Origin of the sequence: Novosphingobium taihuense (genome assembly GCF_007830315.1) — a bacterium.
GTDB lineage: Bacteria > Pseudomonadota > Alphaproteobacteria > Sphingomonadales > Sphingomonadaceae > Novosphingobium > Novosphingobium taihuense.
In genome coordinates this window covers 154,050-171,317 of the sequence record NZ_VLKJ01000005.1, presented here as the reverse complement: position 1 = coordinate 171,317, position 17,268 = coordinate 154,050, and the positions used below count along the sequence as shown (strand labels likewise).

Here is a 17,268-nt window from a genome sequence, read left to right as displayed (position 1 = left end):
GCCTGACGTCACTTCAATTCCCAAGGTCTTCGATTACAAATGGCAGGATACAAGGAACCCGGTTTCAACGACCGTATCGCGGCAGCCGCAGCTGCGCGTGAAAAGGCGCTCGCCAAGTTGAAGGCCAAGCCCGCCCCCGATCCGGCAGCGCTTGCCGCCGCCGCCGCCAAGGCCGAAGCCAAAGCTGCTGAACGCGAAGCCGCTCAGGCTGCCCGCCGCGCCGCGGCCCAGGCCAAGGCCGAGGCGAAGGCCGCCGAAGAGGCCGCCCAGCGCCAGGCAGAGATCGACGCCGAGGCTGCGCTCGCCGCACAGACCGAAATGACCGAAGCCGAACGCAAGGCTGCTCGCGATGCGCGCTACGCTGCGCGCAAGGCCCGCAAGAAGTAGTCCGGATCATCACAAGCACAGAAAAGGCGTCCGATGCGGCGTCGTCGGACACCTGGGCCGGGCACGACTGGATCGATACCACGTTCGTTCCCGGCGGTGGGGAAATGCGCCTGATGCAGCGCGGTGACGAGTTCACCATTCTGCTCTCCGATGCCGAACTGATGGGCACGCGCGTCAGCGCCTCCGAACAGTCGCTAGCCACAATGGCGCAGGCACGCCTCGGCGCGCGCGCCGGTGCGGAATGGCTGATCGGCGGCTATGGCATGGGCTTCACCCTGCGCGCCGCGCTCGCATGCCTGCCACGGGACGCCGTCGTCACCGTGGCCGAGATCGTCCCCGATATCATCCGCTGGGCCCGTGGTCCGATGCAGACCCTGACCGCAGGCTGCCTCGATGATCCGCGCGTTGTCGTGGTCGACGATGATGTCGCCATGCTGATAGGTTCGGCACGCGAGGCCTATGACGCGATCCTGCTCGACGTGGACAACGGCCCCGAGGGACTGACCTGCGACGACAACGACGCGCTCTATCACCCCAAGGGTATCCGCGCGGCCCTGGCCGCGCTCCGCCCTGGCGGCATTCTCGCCGTCTGGTCGGCCTGGCCGGACGACGGCTTCGCCTTGCGTCTCCACGACGCCGGTTTCGAGGTCGACGAAGAGATCGTCGAGGAATGCGCCACCGGCACTGGCGCCAAGCATGTCATCTGGTTCGCTCGAAAGCCGATCGCCTAGTCAGCAAACACCGTGCGATAGGACCGGCGCGTGAACTTCCACGCGCCGCCGATCCTGCGCAGCTCGTCGTCGTAGCGGCCGGTAGCGTGGATGCGCTTGCGTGAGGCCGGATCGTCGAAGATCTCGATGGTATAGGCAACCGCCTTGGCCGCGTCGCCATCGACCTCGATCGATCCGGGTTGCATGAAATAGACCATCGGCTTCGTGCAATTGTCGAGGCCATAGTGCTTCATCGATTCCGACCAACCCTCAACGATCGCCGCCTTACCAGAAAAGCCGCCGAGGTCGGGATACTCGGGCAGTTCCCAATAGGCATCGTCCGCCCAGATCGATCCCCAAAGTTCGGCGTCGAGCGTCATCACCCCGTGGGCGTGCGTGTCCATCAGTTCGCGGATCGCCATGCGATCCTCGAGAGGTCCGGTGAACGGCATTGTCGCGTCTCCTTACCAGGCGTGCGGTTCGCCGTTCCACTGTAGAAAGTCGCCCGAGGTTTCGAGCGTCCATTCCGCGGCAACCTTGCGAATGCCGGCAGCGCTCTCGGCCGGGGTGATATCTGCATCCGGCCCACCCAGATCGGTCTGCACGTATCCGGGGTGGAGCAGTCCCACCACCACGCCACGATCCTTGAGGTCCACCGCAACCGAGCGCATCACCCGGTTCAGGGCCGCCTTGGCCCCCGCGTAGGCATAGAATCCGCCATAGGGCCACGTCGAAGCGGCAAGCTGGCTGCTGAAGTTGATGACCTTCGATCCGGCCCCAAGCCGCGGGAGAAACGCCTGCAGGACGCGTAACGGCCCCTGCAGCATGATCCGGAAGACATTGTCCCATTCTGCCCAGTCGGAGCTTTCCAGCTCGGGCGATGTCGGTCCAAGCACGCCCGCCACATTGTAGAGCACGTCCACCGGCTCGTCCGTCGTCTGCGCCGCACCTGCACGGACCGAAGCATCATCGGCAACATCCATCGCGTGAACCGTCAGCCGTCCGCCCGACGATGCGGCAAGTTCGGCAAGCTCGGTTGCGCCTTCCAGATCGCGCACCAGCGCGATCACACGGTCGCCCGCCTCGACATGCTGGCGGGCGAGTTCCAACCCGATACCGCGCGCTGCGCCGGTGATTGCCACGGTGGTCATGTTGTCGTCTCCCAAATATCTCGGTTTATTGTCTGCAATTCCGACACCGCTGCCGGGAATCTCGGATCAGCTCAGCGGATCGTAGAGCCTGCGCACGGTGGCGATGGTCAGCTTGAGCACCTGCTCGATCCGCTCCGGCCCGAACACCGGGCGGTGCATCAGCAGCCCGGAATGGACCGCGATCGCGAAATCGCTGCCCAGCTTCATTGCCTGCCACTGGTCCTGCCACTGCGGGAAGGATTCGATCATCTCGGCGGTCCACACCTCGTCATAGCGGCGCGCCGCCGGCTCGAACGCCGCGTTCAGTTCCGGGTCGGTCCGCGCCGCCACGGCCAGTTCCAGATAGGCCGCGTACTCGCGCGTCAGCACGCTGCGCCAGTGGGCCTCGGTGGCGAGATCGATCAGCAGCGCACCTTTGCTCTGCGCCATAGCGGCGATATAATCGTCGAGAAACAGGCGCATGCGCTGGTAGAAGATGTGCTCGACTACCGCTGCAACAAGATCCATCCGCGTTGCGAAATGGTGGTGCATGGCCCCGCGCGAAACTTGCGCGCGCTCGGCCACCTGCGCGGTGGTAAGGCCCTGATATCCGCTTTCGACAAGGCAATCGACCGCTGCCTCCAGCATCTTCAGGCGCGTCTGCGCGGACTTGCGCTGCTGCCAGCGCACGGGCTCGCCTTCGCCCAGGCTTGCGGGGCGCATTGCGGCAAGCATCCGTTTCTGCATCGTGGAACCGGCCATCGTCATTGTCCTGTCATGCCTGCGAATGGCGCGCAAGACCGCCTGACAAAACGGCCAGTTCACCAGTCCCTTGGTACGAGAGCATAAAACAGGCAGAGGCGCCGGTTATTGCCGAATCGCGCTTTCGAGAACGGTGATCGGACATCAGCCCGGCGCCATGGGAGGGGAAGAGATCATGAAAAGGCATACCACGTCGCATCTCCTGAGCAGCCTCTCGGTGCTCGCACTGGCAACGCTGCCTGCGTCAGCCTTTGCCCAGGCTGAAGACACGGGTTCGACCGGTGGGCTGTCTGAAATCGTCGTCACCGCGCAGAAGAAGGCCGAAAGCATCCAATCGGTGCCCATCTCGATCGCGGCGGTCGGCGGCGAACAGCTCACTGCGATGAACGTCACGACCCTCCAGGCGCTGCAGGGTTCGGTTCCCAACGTCCAGATCGACAACTTCGCGAACACCCCCAACAACGCCGTCTTCACCATCCGCGGCATCGGCGTGATCGAGCCCGACCCTTACGCAGGCAACACGGTGTCGATCGTGGTCGATGGCGTGCCGCAATTCTTCTCGATGGGCGCACTGCTCGATACCTATGACACCGGCCGCGTCGAGATCCTGCGCGGGCCGCAGGGCACGCTGTTCGGCGCGAACACCACCGGCGGCGTCGTCAACGTCGTGACCAACCAACCCACCGGCGATTTCGGCGGCTACGTGCGCGGCACCTACGGCAACTGGAAGCGGTTCGACGTCAACGCCTCGATCGAGGCCCCGCTCGTCAAGGATGTGGTCAGCGTCAAGGTTGCCGGCATCCACACACAGCGCGATGGCTGGGTGACGAACGTTTGGAACGGCGAGGACATGGGCCGGAAGAACGTCGATGCGGTGCGCGGCCAACTCTACATCACGCCAAGTCCCGACCTCAAGATCACGCTTCAGGGCGAATATGTCGCCGCCCGCAACGGTGCGCCGATCGTCGTCAATGGCGGCCTTCCGGGCGAAGCCAATTATGTCCCGGAAGGCACGTTCTGGAACGGCGCCGTCTTGCCGATGTACCGCAGCCCCTGCGCCGTCGCGGGCCGGCCGTGCAAGGCGCCCGACAAGTACTTCTCGGGCAACAACGAAGTGCCCGACCAGTCGGACATGACCACGAAGTTCTTCATCGGCACGATCCAGTATGACAACACCCCGCTGGGCGACATCACGGCGATCACCGGCTACAAGCGCTTCACGCTGTTCGAATATACCGATCAGGACGGCACCGCGAAGACCAACAATGCCACACGCCGCCGCACCCGTGGCTGGCAGTTCAGCCAGGAACTGCGCAGCGCTTTTTCTGCCGGTGACAGCTTCAATGCGGTGGCGGGCCTGTTCTACCTCAAGACCCACTACAACCACTACCAGATGTACCATCTGGACTTCGCGCTGCCCGGGCTGATCCAGTACAACGTGCAGGATCAGGGCACCGAATCCTTTTCGGCCTTCCTGCAGAGCTACACCCAGATCACCGACGCGCTGAAGTTCTCCGCCGGCATCCGCTACACGCATGACAGCATCGACGCGCGCGCCACGCTCGATACCGGCCTCGGCAGCCAGCCGCTCACCTCGGCCCAGTGGGACAAGTTTGACGTCACCTTCCCCGGCAGCCTCGATGTCGGCGGCAAGAAGAGCTGGGGCAACGTCGGCTGGAAGCTCGGTCTGGACTACGAAACGGGGCGGAACCAGCTGATTTATGCAAGCTGGGCGCGTGGCTTCAAATCGGGCGGCTACACCGGCCGCATCGGTGTGGCGGCAGACGGCGACACGCCCTACAACCCCGAAAAGGTCGATACCTTCGAGGTGGGCCTGAAGGCGGACTTCCTCGACCGTCGCCTGCGCACGAACTTCGCCGCGTTCTACACCAACTACCGCGACATGCAGGTTGCCCAGATCTACTTCGATCCGGCCACCAACGTGCAGGGCAATCGCATCCTCAATGCCGCAAAGTCCGAGATCAAGGGCTTCGAGCTCGAGGTCCAGGCCGTGCCGGTCGACGGATTCACCCTGCGCGGCTCGCTCGCCTACCTCGACACGAAGTACAAGAGCTTCCTCTATTTCGATCCGGTGGCAGCCAAGTTCATCGATCTCAAGGGCTATGCCCTCCAGAACGCACCGAAGTGGGCCTCCACGCTCGGCGCGAACTTCACCCACGCCTTCGCCGACGACAGCAGCATCGTGGCGGACGTGAGTTGGATGTACACCGGCCAGAAGTTCTACACCGCCGTGGTGAACACCCCGCGCTCGTCCGTGCAGCCGACCTACTACGTCGACGCGCTGCTGACCTACTACGGTCCGGAGAAGCGCTACTCGATCGGCCTGTGGGGCAAGAACCTCTTCGACAAGCGCTATATCTCCACTGTCTACGACAGCCCCGGCTACATGGGCATTGTGGGCTACGCCCCGCCGCGGCAGTTCGGCGTGTCAGCCGGCTACAACTTCTGACCTGACCAAATCCTCCCTGGCCCCGGTTACTTCAACGTAACCGGGGCACTTTTTCGAATTGAGGATACTCCGCATGGGTAAAATGGACGGCAAGGTTGCACTGATAACGGGCGCCGCATCGGGCCTTGGTGCCGAGGACGCCCGCGTGCTCGCCCGCGAAGGCGCGCGCGTGGTCATCACCGACATGCAGGAGGATCTCGGCACGCAGGTCGCATCCGAAATCCCGAACTGCGTGTTCATGCACCACGACGTGCGCGATGAAGCGCGCTGGAGCGAGATCGTCGCCGAAACGCTGCGCCGCTTCGGCAGGCTCGATACGCTGGTCAACAACGCGGGCCTCGTTCGCTTCGGCACGGTCGAGGACCTTTCTTACGAGGACTACAAACTTCAGACCGACGTCATGGCAGGCGGCACGTTCCTTGGTTGCAAGGCGGCACTCCCGCACATGAGCCGAGACGGCTCGGGCTCGATCATCAACATGGCCTCGGTCGGCGGGATCAAGGGCATCAGCGTGATCCCCGCCTATACGGCCGCCAAGGCCGGGATCATCGGCATGACCCGCTCGATCGCAGTCCATTGCCGCGAACAGGGCTACCGCATCCGCGTCAACTCCATCGCGCCGGGCGGCATCGTCACCCCGATGACCGCACAGGCCCTCGCCCAACTGCCGACAGACCACGCCGGACTCGATCAGGCCAACAACCACGGCATGGGCCGGCCAATCGACATCGCCAACATGGTCCTATACCTCGCCTGCGAAGACGGCCGCCACATCACCGGCACGAACATCGTCATCGACAATGGTGAGACGATGGGCTGACGGCTAAGATTGGCTGAGAAGCCGGATCGAAGCTCATAAGCGTAACGGCATCCTGCTTCTCCCCATCCCGATAAACTAACATCTTTCACTTCAGGTATGATAGCGCTATCATGGCTATGACTGGCCTAAAGGCTACGCAACTTGGGAAGGAAGACTGTGACAAGCGCAGGCAGCATCACGCGCCGTCAAGGCCTTGGGTTCATTGCAGGCGGTGCCACAATGTTGGCCCATCCGATCAGCAGCATGGCTGCAACTCATTCCCCTTCGTTGTCCGATCTTGCTGCTGCGAAGGGCATTCGCTTCGGTTCTGCTGTCGCTGGCCAGGGAGGCGGCTCTTGGCGCAATCCCGCGCTTGCCGATTTGCTGAAGCGCGAATGCTCAATTCTCGTGGCTGAGAATGAGATGAAATGGCAGGCGATACGCCCCTCGCCAACCGCATTCGATTTTGCCGCTTTCGACGACATCGCTCGGTTCGCCGGTCAGACAAAGATGGCACTGCGCGGCCACACCCTGCTTTGGCATCGATCCAAATGGATGCCTCGCTGGCTGGAAAAGCACGATTTCGGCCCACAACCAGCGACCGCCGCGGCAAGGCTGATGGCAAACCATGTCGAGACCGTTTGCGCCCGGTACAACGGAAAGATCACCTCATTCGACGTGGTGAACGAGACTGTCCTGCCTGAAGACGGGATCTTGGCTCAAACCGCCTTGTCCAAGGCAATGGGCAGCACCGAGGCGCTGGTTGATCTCGCATTCCATACCGCGCGCATGGCCGCGCCGGGCGTAGAACTCGTCTATAACGATTACATGAGTTGGGAACCGGGCAACGCGCTACATCGCATGGGCGTGCTTCGCTTGCTGGAAGGATTTCGCAAACGGGGAACGCCGGTCGATGCACTTGGCATCCAGTCCCATCTGATAGCGCCTGTCCCGGACGCTGCGTACCAGCGCGAATGGCGGCGCTTCGTCGACGAGGTCGTCGCGATGGATTATCGCCTCGTGATCACGGAGTTCGATGTCCGCGATCGCGATCTGCCGGTCGACATTCCGAGCCGCGATCGCACGGTAGCGGATACAGCCAAGGCGTATTTCGAAACGATGCTGGATTACCCCCAGCTCCGAGATGTGCTCGCCTGGGGAATGGTTGACGCTTACTCCTGGCTTCAGGGCTATGAGCCGCGCGCCGACAAAGCCGAAGCACGCGGCTGTCTATACGATTCCCATTTCAGGCCGAAGCCGGTCTATGCTGCTTTGGCGCAGGCTTTCGTCGAAGCGAGACCCCGGACCTGAACATCATCTGCCGGGGGCGCGATGCCCCCGGCGACGCACTCAATGATTGTCGCGCGGCAGGCCCATCGTCTGGGCAATGCGCTGGTACTTTTCCGCCCCTTCGAGGATCGCACCATGCGACAGCTGGCCCACGCGCTCGCGCTGGATCTCCTGCCAAGGCGTCTGTGATGCTGGATAGGCATAGCCACCCGCCGCCTCGAGCGCTGCACGGCGCGAAGCCAGTTCCTCTTCCGGCACAAGCATGTCGGCCGTGCCCTTGCGCAAATCTATGCGAACCCGGTCGCCAGTCTTCAGGAGGGCGAGTCCACCCATTGCCGCAGCCTCTGGGCTGGCGTTCAGGATGGAAGGGCTGCCGCTGGTGCCGGACTGGCGCCCGTCGCCGATGCAGGGCAACGCCGTCACACCTGCGGTAATCAGGTATGCGGGGGCACGCATGTTCACCACTTCCGCTGCACCTGGATAGCCGATCGGCCCTGCTCCGCGCATGAAAAGCAGGGTTTCCGCAGTGATGCCGGTTACCGGATCATCGATGCGCGCGTGATAATCCTCGGGCCCGTCGAACACCACCGCAGGACCTTCGAATGCGTCGGGATCATCTGGGTTTGAAAGATAGCGGGCGCGGAACTCATCGCTGATCACGCTGGTCTTCATGATCGCGGAATCGAACAGGTTGCCCGAAAGCACGAGAAAACCTGCGTCCTTGAGCAGGGGCTCACTGAACGGGCGGATCACGCGTTCGTCCTCGATCTGCACATCGCGGCAGTTATCGCCCATCGTCTTGCCGTTCACGGTCATGGCGTTCTCGGCGATCAGGCCTTGCGCGATAAGCTGGCCGACCACGGCCGGAACGCCCCCAGCTCGGTAATAATCCTCGCCAAGATACTCGCCAGCCGGCTGCAGGTTCACCAGCAGCGGCACCTTGTGGCCAAGGCGCTGCCAATCGGTCAGCGGTAGTTCGACTCCAACGTGGCGGGCGATGGCTGCAAGATGGATCGGCGCGTTGGTCGAACCGCCGATCGCAGAGTTAACGACGATGGCGTTGTGGAACGCGTCCAGCGTCATGATGTCGGAAGGCTTCAGGTCCTCGTGCACCATGTCGACGATCCGCTTGCCGGTGCGCCAGGCGCATTCCTGCCGATCACGATAGGGCGCGGGGATGGCGGCAGAGCCGGGGAGCATCATGCCCAGCGCTTCGGCCAGGCTGTTCATCGTCGTTGCCGTACCCATGGTGTTGCAATAGCCGGTGGACGGCGCGGAACTGGCCACGAGCTTGATGAAGCCTTCCTCGTCCAGCTCGCCCTTGGCCATAAGCTCGCGGCCCTTCCAGACGATCGTGCCTGAACCCGTGCGTTCGCCCTTGAACCAGCCATTGAGCATAGGGCCAACCGACAGCGCAATAGCCGGGATGTTGACCGTGGCCGCCGCCATCAGCAGCGCGGGCGTGGTCTTGTCGCAGCCCGTGGTCAGGACCACGCCATCGATCGGATAGCCATATAGCGCTTCCACCAGCCCGATATAGGCAAGGTTGCGATCAAGCCCTGCAGTCGGCCTCTTTCCGGTCTCCTGGATCGGATGAACCGGGATCTCCAGCGCGATGCCGCCTGCCTCGCGGATCCCTTCGCGCACACGCTCAGCCAACACGATGTGATGGCGATTGCACGGGGACAAGTCGCTGCCGGTCTGCGCGATGCCAATGATCGGCTTGCCTGAACGCAGCTCCTCCAAGCTCAACCCGAAGTTGAGGTAACGCTCGAGGTAGAGCGAGGTCATGTCGATATTGTCGGGATTGTCGAACCACGCGCGCGAGCGGAGCTTCTGGGCCTTTGGAGAGAATTCGGTCATTGCAGCTTTCGGCTATTCGAGTGGAGTTTAGCGAGGGCGAGGCGCGATGCTGACGCGGTAGATCATCTGGTGGCGATAGGGCTTGCCCGGCTCGATCCGGGTCGAGGCAAACTTGGGCTGGTTGGGCGCATCAGGAAACTTCTGCGGTTCAAGCGCGATGCCATCGCCCATGCGATAGACATGGCCGCTCTTGCCCTGCACCGTGCCGTCGAGGAAGTTGCCGGTGTAGAACTGGACGCCGGGTTCGGTCGTCAGGACTTCGAGCATGCGGCCTGACGCCTGATCGACCAGACGTGCGGCGAGCTGCGGCGTTGCAGTCACCCCCTTGTCGAGCGCGAAGTTGTGGTCATAGCCGCGGCCGATGGCGATCTGTTCGTCGCGCCCATCGCGCAACCCGTCGGCGATGCGCTTCGGCCGGGAGAAATCGAATACTGTGCCGGAAACCTTGCGCAGTTCGCCAGTGGGGATCAGCGTTGCGTCTACAGGTGTATACGTAGAAGCCGGAATCATCAGACGGTTGCCCATCGCGCCCATCGGCGATCCTTCGCCCGCCATGTTGAACAGCGCGTGGTTGGTCATGTTGACGATCGTCGGCTTGTCGGTCGCCGCTTCGAAGGTGATGCCCAGATTGCCGCGCTCGTCGAGTGTGTAGGTGACCTTGGTATCGAGCTTGCCCGGATAGCCCTCTTCGCCATCGGCGCTGACATAGGAAAGCACGATGCTCGCCACCGGGCCAGACTTGATAGAGACCACCTTCCAGTTGTGCTTGTCGAAGCCCTTCACGCCGCCGTGCAGTGAATTGCCAAGGTTGTTCTGGGCAAGCTGATAGCCCTTGCCATCAAGCGTGAACCGGCCCTTGGCAATGCGGTTGGCATAGCGGCCCACGGTCACGCCGAAGAAGTTGGGCTTTGCCTCATACGTCTGGACATCGTCATAGCCGAGCACGACATCAGCCACCTTGCCATCTCGGCCGGGTGCTATGAGCGACTGCAGCGTGGCGCCATAGGTCAGGACGCGGGCCGACACGCCATTTGATGCCTTCAGCGTGATCGCAAATGCCTCGCTGCCGTCAGCCAGCCTGCCAGCGCTTTCCTGCCTTGCCTCGGCTGCGCTGGCGGACTGGGCCAGCACGGCAACCGGTGCCGCCAAAGCCAGCATCAGCAGGGTGCCGTTGTTCGGCTTTCCCGCAATCCTCATCCTCTCGATCCTTTCGGAGACTTGCATGTTCTTGCGCCCATTGACGCGAAGCGTGCACGGATATAGTCCGACAAATAGAATTTGCGCAAGACGGTAAGCTAACCAAACCGTCAGCGCGACCAGTGAGAGGAAGCGCAAATCCATGCCGCCAGTGGCTTCATCCCAGGCAAACTCCGCAATCGAGGGCGATTCCAGCGTGCGCTATGGCCCCGCGCTGACCCTGCTCGCCAGCCTGTTCTTCATGTGGGGGTTCATCACGGTCATCAATAACACGCTTCTGCCACACCTGCGCAGCGTGTTCGAACTGAACTATACACAGACAACATTGATCGAATCGGTCTGGTTCATCGCCTACTTCGTCGCCTCGATCCCATCGGCAAAGCTGATCGAGAAGATCGGCTACCAGAAGTCGCTGGTGATCGGACTGCTGGTCATGGCAGCAGGCGCGCTTGGCATGATGCTGGCGGCCTCGATTCCGTCCTATGGCGTAACGCTTGCGATGCTGTTCGTAATCGCCAGTGGCATCACGCTGCTGCAGGTCGCGGCCAACCCTTATGTCGCCGTGGTCGGCAAGCCTGAGACAGCCTCCTCGCGCCTCAACCTTGTGCAGGCGATGAACTCGGCCGGAACGATGCTCGCGCCCATGTTCGGTGCCTACCTGATCCTTGGCCGCTCGAAGGGTGGCACGGCCACCTCCGATGTCGTTCTGACGCAGGCTGAACGCATGGCCGATGCCCAATCGGTAATCCTCCCTTATGGCCTGGTTGCAGTGGTTCTCATTGCCCTCGCCGTCATCATCGGACGTTTTCCCCTGCCCGCCATGGGCAGCGCCACGCAGCGCATTGCCCCGGAAGAACGGGCCAAGCTCTCGCTATGGAAACACCGCAATCTCGTATTCGGCATTCCGGCGATCTTCATCTACCTGATCGCCGAGATCGGCGTTGCCAACCTCTTCGTGAACTTCGTCAGCCAGCCCGACATCGCCAACCTGACGCATGAGAAAGCGGGCCAGTATCTGACGTTCCTCTGGGGTGGAATGATGGTCGGGCGCTTCCTCGGCTCGGCGATCATGCAGAAAATCGATGCGGGCCTCGTGCTTGCCGCCTTCTCGGTCGGCGCCTTCGTCGTCATGCTCGTCACCGTGTTTACCACCGGCCCTGTCGCGATGTGGGCGCTGATCCTGGTCGGCCTGTTCCACTCGATCATGTTCCCGACGATCTTCACGCTCGGGATCAAGGGCCTCGGCCCCCTCACCGAGGAAGGCTCGGGCCTGCTGATCATGGCCATCGCCGGTGGTGCGCTGGTGGTGGTGCAGGGCTGGCTGGCCGATGCCTATGGCCTGCAGACCTCGTTCCTGCTGACCGCAGTGTGCGAATTGTATGTGCTGTTCTATGCGCTGTGGGGTTCGAAGACCACTTCAGAACCCGCCTGACGCATAGCTATGAACGCCACAGGGTCGGAACGCACAAGGTTGCGTTCCGGCCCTTCTGATAATATGTCAGACTAAATCAGGAGATTTTCGATGACAGAATTCCGCTCCGTGGTCGCCGCCACGGGTGAGCCGACCGGCCCTGCCTTTGCCGTGCATGGCCCTGCCGAAGTCGATGCGGCCTGCGCTGCTGCAGCCGCCGCGTTCGACACCTATCGCGCCACCACGCGCGAAGAGCGCGCCGCGTTCCTCGAAGCCATCGCCTCGGAGATTTTCGCCATTGGCGATGACCTGATCGAAGCGGCCATGAGCGAATCCGGCCTGCCCCGCGCCCGCCTCGAAGGCGAACGCGGGCGCACGGTAGGTCAGCTCCGCCTGTTTGCCGATGTGGTCCGGAAGGGCACATGGCAGCAACTGCGCATCGACCCGGCGATGCCCGATCGCCAGCCCCTGCCCCGGCCCGACATCCGCCTGCGCATGATCCCGGTGGGCCCGGTGGCGGTGTTCGGAGCCTCAAACTTCCCGCTGGCGTTCTCCACCGCCGGAGGTGACACCGCCTCGGCGCTGGCGGCTGGCTGCCCGGTCGTGGTCAAGGGCCACCCGGCCCATCCCCGCACCGGTGAACTCGTCGCAGCGGCAATCACGCGTGCCGTTGCCGCTTGTGGCTTGCCCGCTGGTGTTTTCGGCCATCTCGTTGGACCTTCCAATGAACTTGGCGCCGTTCTCGTGCAGGACCAGCGCATTGCCGCTGTCGGCTTTACCGGTTCGCGCAGCGGTGGCCTCGCTCTTGTCCGCCTTGCGCAGGGTCGCGAGGTGCCGATCCCCGTCTACGCGGAAATGTCGAGCATCAACCCGGTTCTGCTCTTGCCCGAAGCGCTGAAGGCGCGCGGGGCAGCACTCGGCACCGCGTTCGTCGGCTCGCTGACCATGGGCGCAGGGCAGTTCTGCACCAATCCGGGCCTCGTGCTCGCCATCGAAGGCGAAGGTCTCGAAGCCTTTCTTGCTGCTGCTACCGAAGCCGTCAGCGGCGCGGGCGCGCAGACCATGCTTACCGGCGGCATCTGCAAGGCCTACCTGTCAGGAGTCGCCGCGCTCGAAACTGCCAACGGGGTTGAAAAGCTCGCCGAAGGTCTGGCAGGTGAAGCCATGCAAGGTCACGCGGCACTGTTCCGCACTACAGCGCAGGCTTTCCTGGCTGACAAGGCATTGGGCCACGAAGTATTCGGCGCGTCTTCGGTTGTCGTCGTCTGCAAGAACGAAGCCGAACTCGCCACTGTCCTTTCAGGGCTCGAGGGTCAATTGACGGCCACCCTTCACATGGACGCCGCCGACGAAGCGCTGGCCGCGCGTCTGATGCCGGTGCTGGAAGTGAAGGCCGGGCGCATCCTCGCCAATGGCTGGCCGACGGGGGTGGAAGTCTGCCATGCGATGGTCCACGGCGGGCCCTTCCCGGCAACGTCCGATCCGCGGACAACCTCAGTCGGCAGCCTTGCCATCGCCCGTTTCCTGCGCCCGGTCAGCTATCAGAACCTCACCACTGGTCTGCTCCCGCCAGAGTTGCGCGATGATGCCCGCGGCGATGGCGCACCCCGCCTGATCGACGGCACGTTGACGCTCTGAGCGGCTGACAGGAGATTATCATCATGTCCCTCCGCCTCCTGCAGCATCGTGCCAGCGATGGCACGCGCAGCGTTATCCTTGCCGATTGCGATGTGGCGCACTTTCTTGAAGGTGTGGCACGCACCACGGACCTTGCCCGCCGCGCCATTGCCGCCGGAACGTCGCTGGCGCAGGAGGCGAGAGCCTGTCCGGTCGGCGCATCGGTAGATTTGGCGGCAGAGTTCGCAGCAGGGAGCCTGCTCGCGCCGGTCGACCACGAGGACCCTGCGCACCTCGCGCTGACCGGCACTGGCCTGACTCACCTCGGTTCTGCCGAAGGACGCGACAAGATGCACCGCGAAGCCGCCGCCGCAGCGCACCAGACCGATTCCATGCGCATGTTCCTTGAAGGGCTCGAAGGCGGCAAGCCTGCGGGCAGGGGTGTGGGCCAGCAGCCCGAGTGGTTCTACAAGGGCGATGGCAGCCAGCTTGTCGGCCCCGGCGAGCCACTGGAGATGCCGGCGTTCGCGCAGGATGGCGGCGAAGAGCCGGAACTCGCCGGTATCTATCTGATCGGCCCCGATGGCACTCCGTTCCGCCTCGGCTTCGCGCTTGCCAACGAGTTTTCCGACCATGTGACCGAACGGCACAACTACCTTTGGCTGGCCCATTCGAAGTTGCGCCGCGCCGCTCTCGGCCCGGAACTCCTTATCGGAGAAACGCCTACGGACATTCGCGGCACCAGCCGCATCATGCGCGATGGCGCGGTGCTGTGGGAAAAGCCGTTCCTTACCGGCGAGGACAACATGAGCCACAGCCTCGCCAATCTTGAGCATCATCACTTCAAGTACGAGCTGTTTCGCCGTCCCGGCGATGTCCACGTCCATTTCTTCGGCACCGCAACCCTTTCGTTCAGCGATGCGGTCCGTACGCAAGTGGGCGACGTGTTCGAGATCGAGGCGGCACCCTTTGCCCTGCCCTGCCGCAATCCATTGACCCAGACCGCAGGCGATGCTTCCGCGCCGCTGAAGGTGCGGGTACTCTAAAAGCATGGACCCGATCAGGATCGCCGTCGTTGGCGTGGGCAAGATCGCCCGCGACCAGCATTTGCCCGCCATCGCCGGCAATCGCGCGTTCGGGCTTGCGGCGACGGTCAGCCCGCACGACCCCGGCGTCGAAGGCGTGCCCCACTTCGCCAGCCTTGACGCGTTGCTTGCCGGTGGTCCTGCGGTCGATGCGGTGGCGCTCTGCACGCCCCCGCAGGTCCGTTATGATCTTGCCAGCAGCGCGCTCGCCCGGGGCGTCCACGTGTTCCTCGAAAAACCCCCCGGGGCAACGCTAGCCGAGGTCGCGGCGCTGCATTCGCAAGCCGACAAGGTCGGCGCGACACTGTTCGCAGCTTGGCATTCGAGGTTTGCGGCGGGCGTTGCCCCGGCCCGCGCCTGGCTGGCCGAGCGGCGCATCGACAAGGTCGAGATCACCTGGCGTGAGGACGTGCGGGTCTGGCATCCGGGGCAGGCGTGGATATGGGAACCGGGCGGCCTCGGCGTATTCGATCCCGGCATCAATGCCCTGTCCATCGCCACCCGCATCCTGCCTCGCCCGATCTTCCTGCAAGCGGGCACGCTCGAGATTCCCGCCAACCGCGCCGCGCCGATCGCTGCCGACCTGCAGTTTCGCGATACTGCCGGCGCGCCGGTTCACATGGACCTCGATTGGCGGCAGACCGGCCCGCAAAGCTGGGACATCGTCATCGAAACCGACGCCGGGACGCTGAAGCTTTCCAGCGGCGGCGCGGTGCTGACGCTTCCTTCGGGCACCAGCCACGACGAGGATCACGAATACCCCGGCCTCTATGCCCGTTTCGCCACGCTGATCCGCACGGGCCAGAGCGATGTCGACATCGACCCGCTGCGCTTGGTCGCAGATGCTTTCCTGCGTGCCACGCGGGTCAGCGTCGAACCGTTCGAGGATTGACCATGACCGGGTTTGCGAGACGCGTCATCGGAGACTGGGGCAGCACCCGGCTTCGGCTGTTCCTTGTGGAGCACGGAGAGATTGCCGCCCGGCTCGATGGCCCCGGCGTTACCCAGCTTGGCGAACCGGCCGAGCGCGTGCTGGCACGGATGCTTTCGGTATGGCTGGCAAAGGGCCCGATCGATGCCATCACCCTGTGCGGCATGGTTGGATCGCCTGCGGGGCTTGCCGTTGCTCCGTATGCGCCCTGCCCGGTTGACGCCGAAGGATGGCATCGCGCCCGCACCCGCCTGCGCGTACTCGGCCTTGATGTCGAGATCCTGCCCGGACTTTCGCTTCGCACGGCAGACGGCGTGCCGGAAGTAATGAGGGGAGAGGAGACGCAGGTCTTTGGCGCGATGGCGCTCGACCCTGCACTGCGGGGCGGAAGCCACCTCTTCGCACTGCCCGGCACCCACGGCAAATGGGTGAGCACGTCCGATGGCGTGATCACCGGCTTCCGCACCGCTCCAACGGGCGAGGTTTACGCCGCGATCACCGGCCACACTTCGTTGACCGGGCCCGAAACGCCTGGCCAAGGCAGCTTTGAAGATGGCTTTGCGCGGGGCTTGTCGCGATCATCGGAAGCGCTGCCAGGTGCCCTGTTCGAGGCTCGCGCCGCACGGCTACTGGACTCTCGCTCGAAGGAATGGGCGAAGGGATACCTCTCCGGCCTGCTGATCGGCGCGGAAGTTTCGCAGTTTGGCAGTGCCCCGCAAACGATCCCACTGATCGGCGATCCCTCGCTCACCGCGCTCTATGCGGCCGCGCTTGCGCATCATGGCGGATCGTCGCAGGTGGTGGACGGCGAAGCCGCCGTCATTGCGGGCCTCGTCCACGCCATCACCCTTGCCGAAAGCCGCCATCCGTGAAGATCGCAGACGTCCTCGCCCAAGGCACTCCTCCCATCGTTGCCATCCTTCGCGGGATCGAGACGCATGAAGCGGTAAAGATCGCCACGGCGCTGGTTGAGTCCGGGATCCGCCTGATCGAGGTTCCGTTCAATTCGCCCGATCCTGCAGGGTCGATCGCGGCGATGGCGAACACCCTTGGTGATCGCGCCGCTTTCGGTGGTGGCACCGTCACGAGCGTCGCGCTGACCAAACAGCTGGCAGATGCAGGCGGCACCTTCATGGTTTCGCCCAACACCGATCCCGCCGTCATCATGCGCTCGCTCGAATTCGGCATGGACGTCCTCCCCGGTTTCCTGACCCCGACCGAAGCTTTCGCGGCCATCGGCGCGGGCGCACGCGATCTCAAACTGTTTCCCGGCTCGGTGCTAGGCAGCGGCTATGTCAAGGCGATCCGCGAAGTCCTGCCACCATCAACCAGGGTCTGGGCGGTCGGCGGCGTTGGCGCTGCCAACATCGCGGAGTTTCGTGCTGCCGGGGTGTTCGGGATTGGTGCAGGCGGAAGCCTCTACCGGCCAGGCGATGATGCAAGCACCGTCGGCGCGCGTGCGAAAGCGCTAATTGCAGCGTGGAACGCAAGCGTTTGACGGCCGCGCTTGGCGCTTGCCAAGCAACCTGACAGCGGATAATTAGAATGCATATTTCAGATTGCCGTCAGGTTTAGGTAGCGCTATCATCGCCACAGCAATTACGCGAAAGGTCGGA

The 17,268-nt window shown here is 63.5% G+C and carries 16 protein-coding genes; 11 read left to right on the top strand and 5 right to left on the bottom strand.

What is annotated here, in order from left to right:
- Nucleotides 1–39 precede the first annotated feature (39 nt).
- Together IQ25_RS12035 and IQ25_RS12030 are read left to right on the top strand one after the other, a co-directional pair.
- Nucleotides 40–387, top strand: coding sequence for a DUF6481 family protein (locus IQ25_RS12035; RefSeq protein WP_144906107.1), 348 nt, complete (start codon nt 40–42; stop codon nt 385–387).
- A 113-nt stretch (nt 388–500) separates the two neighbouring features.
- The gene (locus IQ25_RS12030; protein ID WP_338113537.1) at nt 501–1,118 is read left to right on the top strand and encodes a spermidine synthase; all 618 of its coding nucleotides are present in this window, start codon (nt 501–503) and stop codon (nt 1,116–1,118) included.
- Here IQ25_RS12030 and IQ25_RS12025 read toward each other — a convergent pair.
- The 3 genes from IQ25_RS12025 to IQ25_RS12015 all read right to left on the bottom strand — a co-directional run bounded on the left by IQ25_RS12025 (nt 1,115) and on the right by IQ25_RS12015 (nt 2,989).
- Nucleotides 1,115–1,549: a nuclear transport factor 2 family protein gene (locus tag IQ25_RS12025; protein WP_144906103.1), complete on the bottom strand. Its 435-nt coding sequence runs from the start codon at nt 1,547–1,549 to the stop codon at nt 1,115–1,117. The two genes, IQ25_RS12030 and IQ25_RS12025, sit on opposite strands and share 4 nt — an antisense overlap.
- Nucleotides 1,550–1,561: 12 nt before the next feature.
- The gene (locus tag IQ25_RS12020; RefSeq protein WP_144906101.1) at nt 1,562–2,248 is read right to left on the bottom strand and encodes an SDR family oxidoreductase; all 687 of its coding nucleotides are present in this window, start codon (nt 2,246–2,248) and stop codon (nt 1,562–1,564) included.
- Between the two features lie 66 nt (nt 2,249–2,314).
- On the bottom strand, nt 2,315–2,989 hold the full coding sequence (locus tag IQ25_RS12015) for a TetR/AcrR family transcriptional regulator (RefSeq protein ID WP_144906099.1): 675 nt from the start codon (nt 2,987–2,989) through the stop codon (nt 2,315–2,317).
- Between the two features lie 175 nt (nt 2,990–3,164).
- Here IQ25_RS12015 and IQ25_RS12010 point away from each other — a divergent pair, with 175 nt between their 5' ends.
- The 3 genes from IQ25_RS12010 (at nt 3,165) to IQ25_RS12000 (ending at nt 7,569) form a co-directional block, all read left to right on the top strand.
- Nucleotides 3,165–5,459 carry a TonB-dependent receptor gene (locus IQ25_RS12010; protein WP_144906097.1) on the top strand — a complete coding sequence of 765 codons (2,295 nt, stop codon included), beginning with the start codon at nt 3,165–3,167 and terminating at the stop codon, nt 5,457–5,459.
- Nucleotides 5,460–5,532: 73 nt separating this feature from the next.
- Nucleotides 5,533–6,279 (top strand): SDR family oxidoreductase, encoded by a 747-nt coding sequence (locus tag IQ25_RS12005; RefSeq protein ID WP_144906095.1) that lies wholly within the window; start codon nt 5,533–5,535, stop codon nt 6,277–6,279.
- A 219-nt stretch (nt 6,280–6,498) separates the two neighbouring features.
- A complete protein-coding gene (locus IQ25_RS12000; RefSeq protein WP_144906093.1) occupies nt 6,499–7,569 on the top strand; it encodes an endo-1,4-beta-xylanase in 1,071 nt (356 codons plus the stop codon).
- A 39-nt stretch (nt 7,570–7,608) separates the two neighbouring features.
- On the opposite strand, the gene IQ25_RS11995 is transcribed toward IQ25_RS12000, so the two are convergent.
- Nucleotides 7,609–9,411, bottom strand: a complete 1,803-nt coding sequence (locus IQ25_RS11995; protein ID WP_144906091.1) for an IlvD/Edd family dehydratase — start codon at nt 9,409–9,411, stop codon at nt 7,609–7,611.
- 27 nt (nt 9,412–9,438) lie between these two features.
- A complete protein-coding gene (locus IQ25_RS11990; RefSeq protein ID WP_246415759.1) occupies nt 9,439–10,569 on the bottom strand; it encodes an aldose epimerase family protein in 1,131 nt (376 codons plus the stop codon).
- Nucleotides 10,570–10,750: 181 nt separating this feature from the next.
- On the opposite strand from IQ25_RS11990, the gene IQ25_RS11985 reads away from it, so the two are divergent.
- The 6 genes from IQ25_RS11985 (at nt 10,751) to IQ25_RS11960 (ending at nt 17,150) form a co-directional block, all read left to right on the top strand.
- A complete protein-coding gene (locus IQ25_RS11985) occupies nt 10,751–12,040 on the top strand; it encodes a sugar MFS transporter (protein WP_144906087.1) in 1,290 nt (429 codons plus the stop codon).
- A 90-nt stretch (nt 12,041–12,130) separates the two neighbouring features.
- Nucleotides 12,131–13,657, top strand: coding sequence for an aldehyde dehydrogenase (NADP(+)) (locus IQ25_RS11980; RefSeq protein ID WP_144906085.1), 1,527 nt, complete (start codon nt 12,131–12,133; stop codon nt 13,655–13,657).
- A 23-nt stretch (nt 13,658–13,680) separates the two neighbouring features.
- Nucleotides 13,681–14,682 (top strand): AraD1 family protein, encoded by a 1,002-nt coding sequence (gene araD1 / locus IQ25_RS11975; RefSeq protein ID WP_144906083.1) that lies wholly within the window; start codon nt 13,681–13,683, stop codon nt 14,680–14,682.
- A 4-nt stretch (nt 14,683–14,686) separates the two neighbouring features.
- Nucleotides 14,687–15,613: a Gfo/Idh/MocA family protein gene (locus IQ25_RS11970; RefSeq protein WP_144906081.1), complete on the top strand. Its 927-nt coding sequence runs from the start codon at nt 14,687–14,689 to the stop codon at nt 15,611–15,613.
- A 2-nt stretch (nt 15,614–15,615) separates the two neighbouring features.
- Nucleotides 15,616–16,524: a 2-dehydro-3-deoxygalactonokinase gene (locus tag IQ25_RS11965; RefSeq protein ID WP_144906079.1), complete on the top strand. Its 909-nt coding sequence runs from the start codon at nt 15,616–15,618 to the stop codon at nt 16,522–16,524.
- Nucleotides 16,521–17,150, top strand: coding sequence for a 2-dehydro-3-deoxy-6-phosphogalactonate aldolase (locus IQ25_RS11960; RefSeq protein WP_144906078.1), 630 nt, complete (start codon nt 16,521–16,523; stop codon nt 17,148–17,150). The genes IQ25_RS11965 and IQ25_RS11960 overlap by 4 nt, the downstream gene beginning before the upstream one ends.
- Nucleotides 17,151–17,268 lie beyond the last annotated feature (118 nt).

Bases quoted from the DNA above. Each gene is read 5' to 3' on its own strand.
- IQ25_RS12035 (WP_144906107.1), top strand. From the start codon at position 40: ATGGCAGGATACAAGGAACCCGGTTTCAACGACCGTATCGCGGCAGCC.
- IQ25_RS12030 (WP_338113537.1), top strand. From the start codon at position 501: ATGCAGCGCGGTGACGAGTTCACCATTCTGCTCTCCGATGCCGAACTG.
- IQ25_RS12025 (WP_144906103.1), bottom strand. From the start codon at position 1,549: ATGCCGTTCACCGGACCTCTCGAGGATCGCATGGCGATCCGCGAACTG.
- IQ25_RS12020 (WP_144906101.1), bottom strand. From the start codon at position 2,248: ATGACCACCGTGGCAATCACCGGCGCAGCGCGCGGTATCGGGTTGGAA.
- IQ25_RS12015 (WP_144906099.1), bottom strand. From the start codon at position 2,989: ATGGCCGGTTCCACGATGCAGAAACGGATGCTTGCCGCAATGCGCCCC.
- IQ25_RS12010 (WP_144906097.1), top strand. From the start codon at position 3,165: ATGAAAAGGCATACCACGTCGCATCTCCTGAGCAGCCTCTCGGTGCTC.
- IQ25_RS12005 (WP_144906095.1), top strand. From the start codon at position 5,533: ATGGGTAAAATGGACGGCAAGGTTGCACTGATAACGGGCGCCGCATCG.
- IQ25_RS12000 (WP_144906093.1), top strand. From the start codon at position 6,499: ATGTTGGCCCATCCGATCAGCAGCATGGCTGCAACTCATTCCCCTTCG.
- IQ25_RS11995 (WP_144906091.1), bottom strand. From the start codon at position 9,411: ATGACCGAATTCTCTCCAAAGGCCCAGAAGCTCCGCTCGCGCGCGTGG.
- IQ25_RS11990 (WP_246415759.1), bottom strand. From the start codon at position 10,569: ATGCTGGCTTTGGCGGCACCGGTTGCCGTGCTGGCCCAGTCCGCCAGC.
- IQ25_RS11985 (WP_144906087.1), top strand. From the start codon at position 10,751: ATGCCGCCAGTGGCTTCATCCCAGGCAAACTCCGCAATCGAGGGCGAT.
- IQ25_RS11980 (WP_144906085.1), top strand. From the start codon at position 12,131: ATGACAGAATTCCGCTCCGTGGTCGCCGCCACGGGTGAGCCGACCGGC.
- araD1 (WP_144906083.1), top strand. From the start codon at position 13,681: ATGTCCCTCCGCCTCCTGCAGCATCGTGCCAGCGATGGCACGCGCAGC.
- IQ25_RS11970 (WP_144906081.1), top strand. From the start codon at position 14,687: ATGGACCCGATCAGGATCGCCGTCGTTGGCGTGGGCAAGATCGCCCGC.
- IQ25_RS11965 (WP_144906079.1), top strand. From the start codon at position 15,616: ATGACCGGGTTTGCGAGACGCGTCATCGGAGACTGGGGCAGCACCCGG.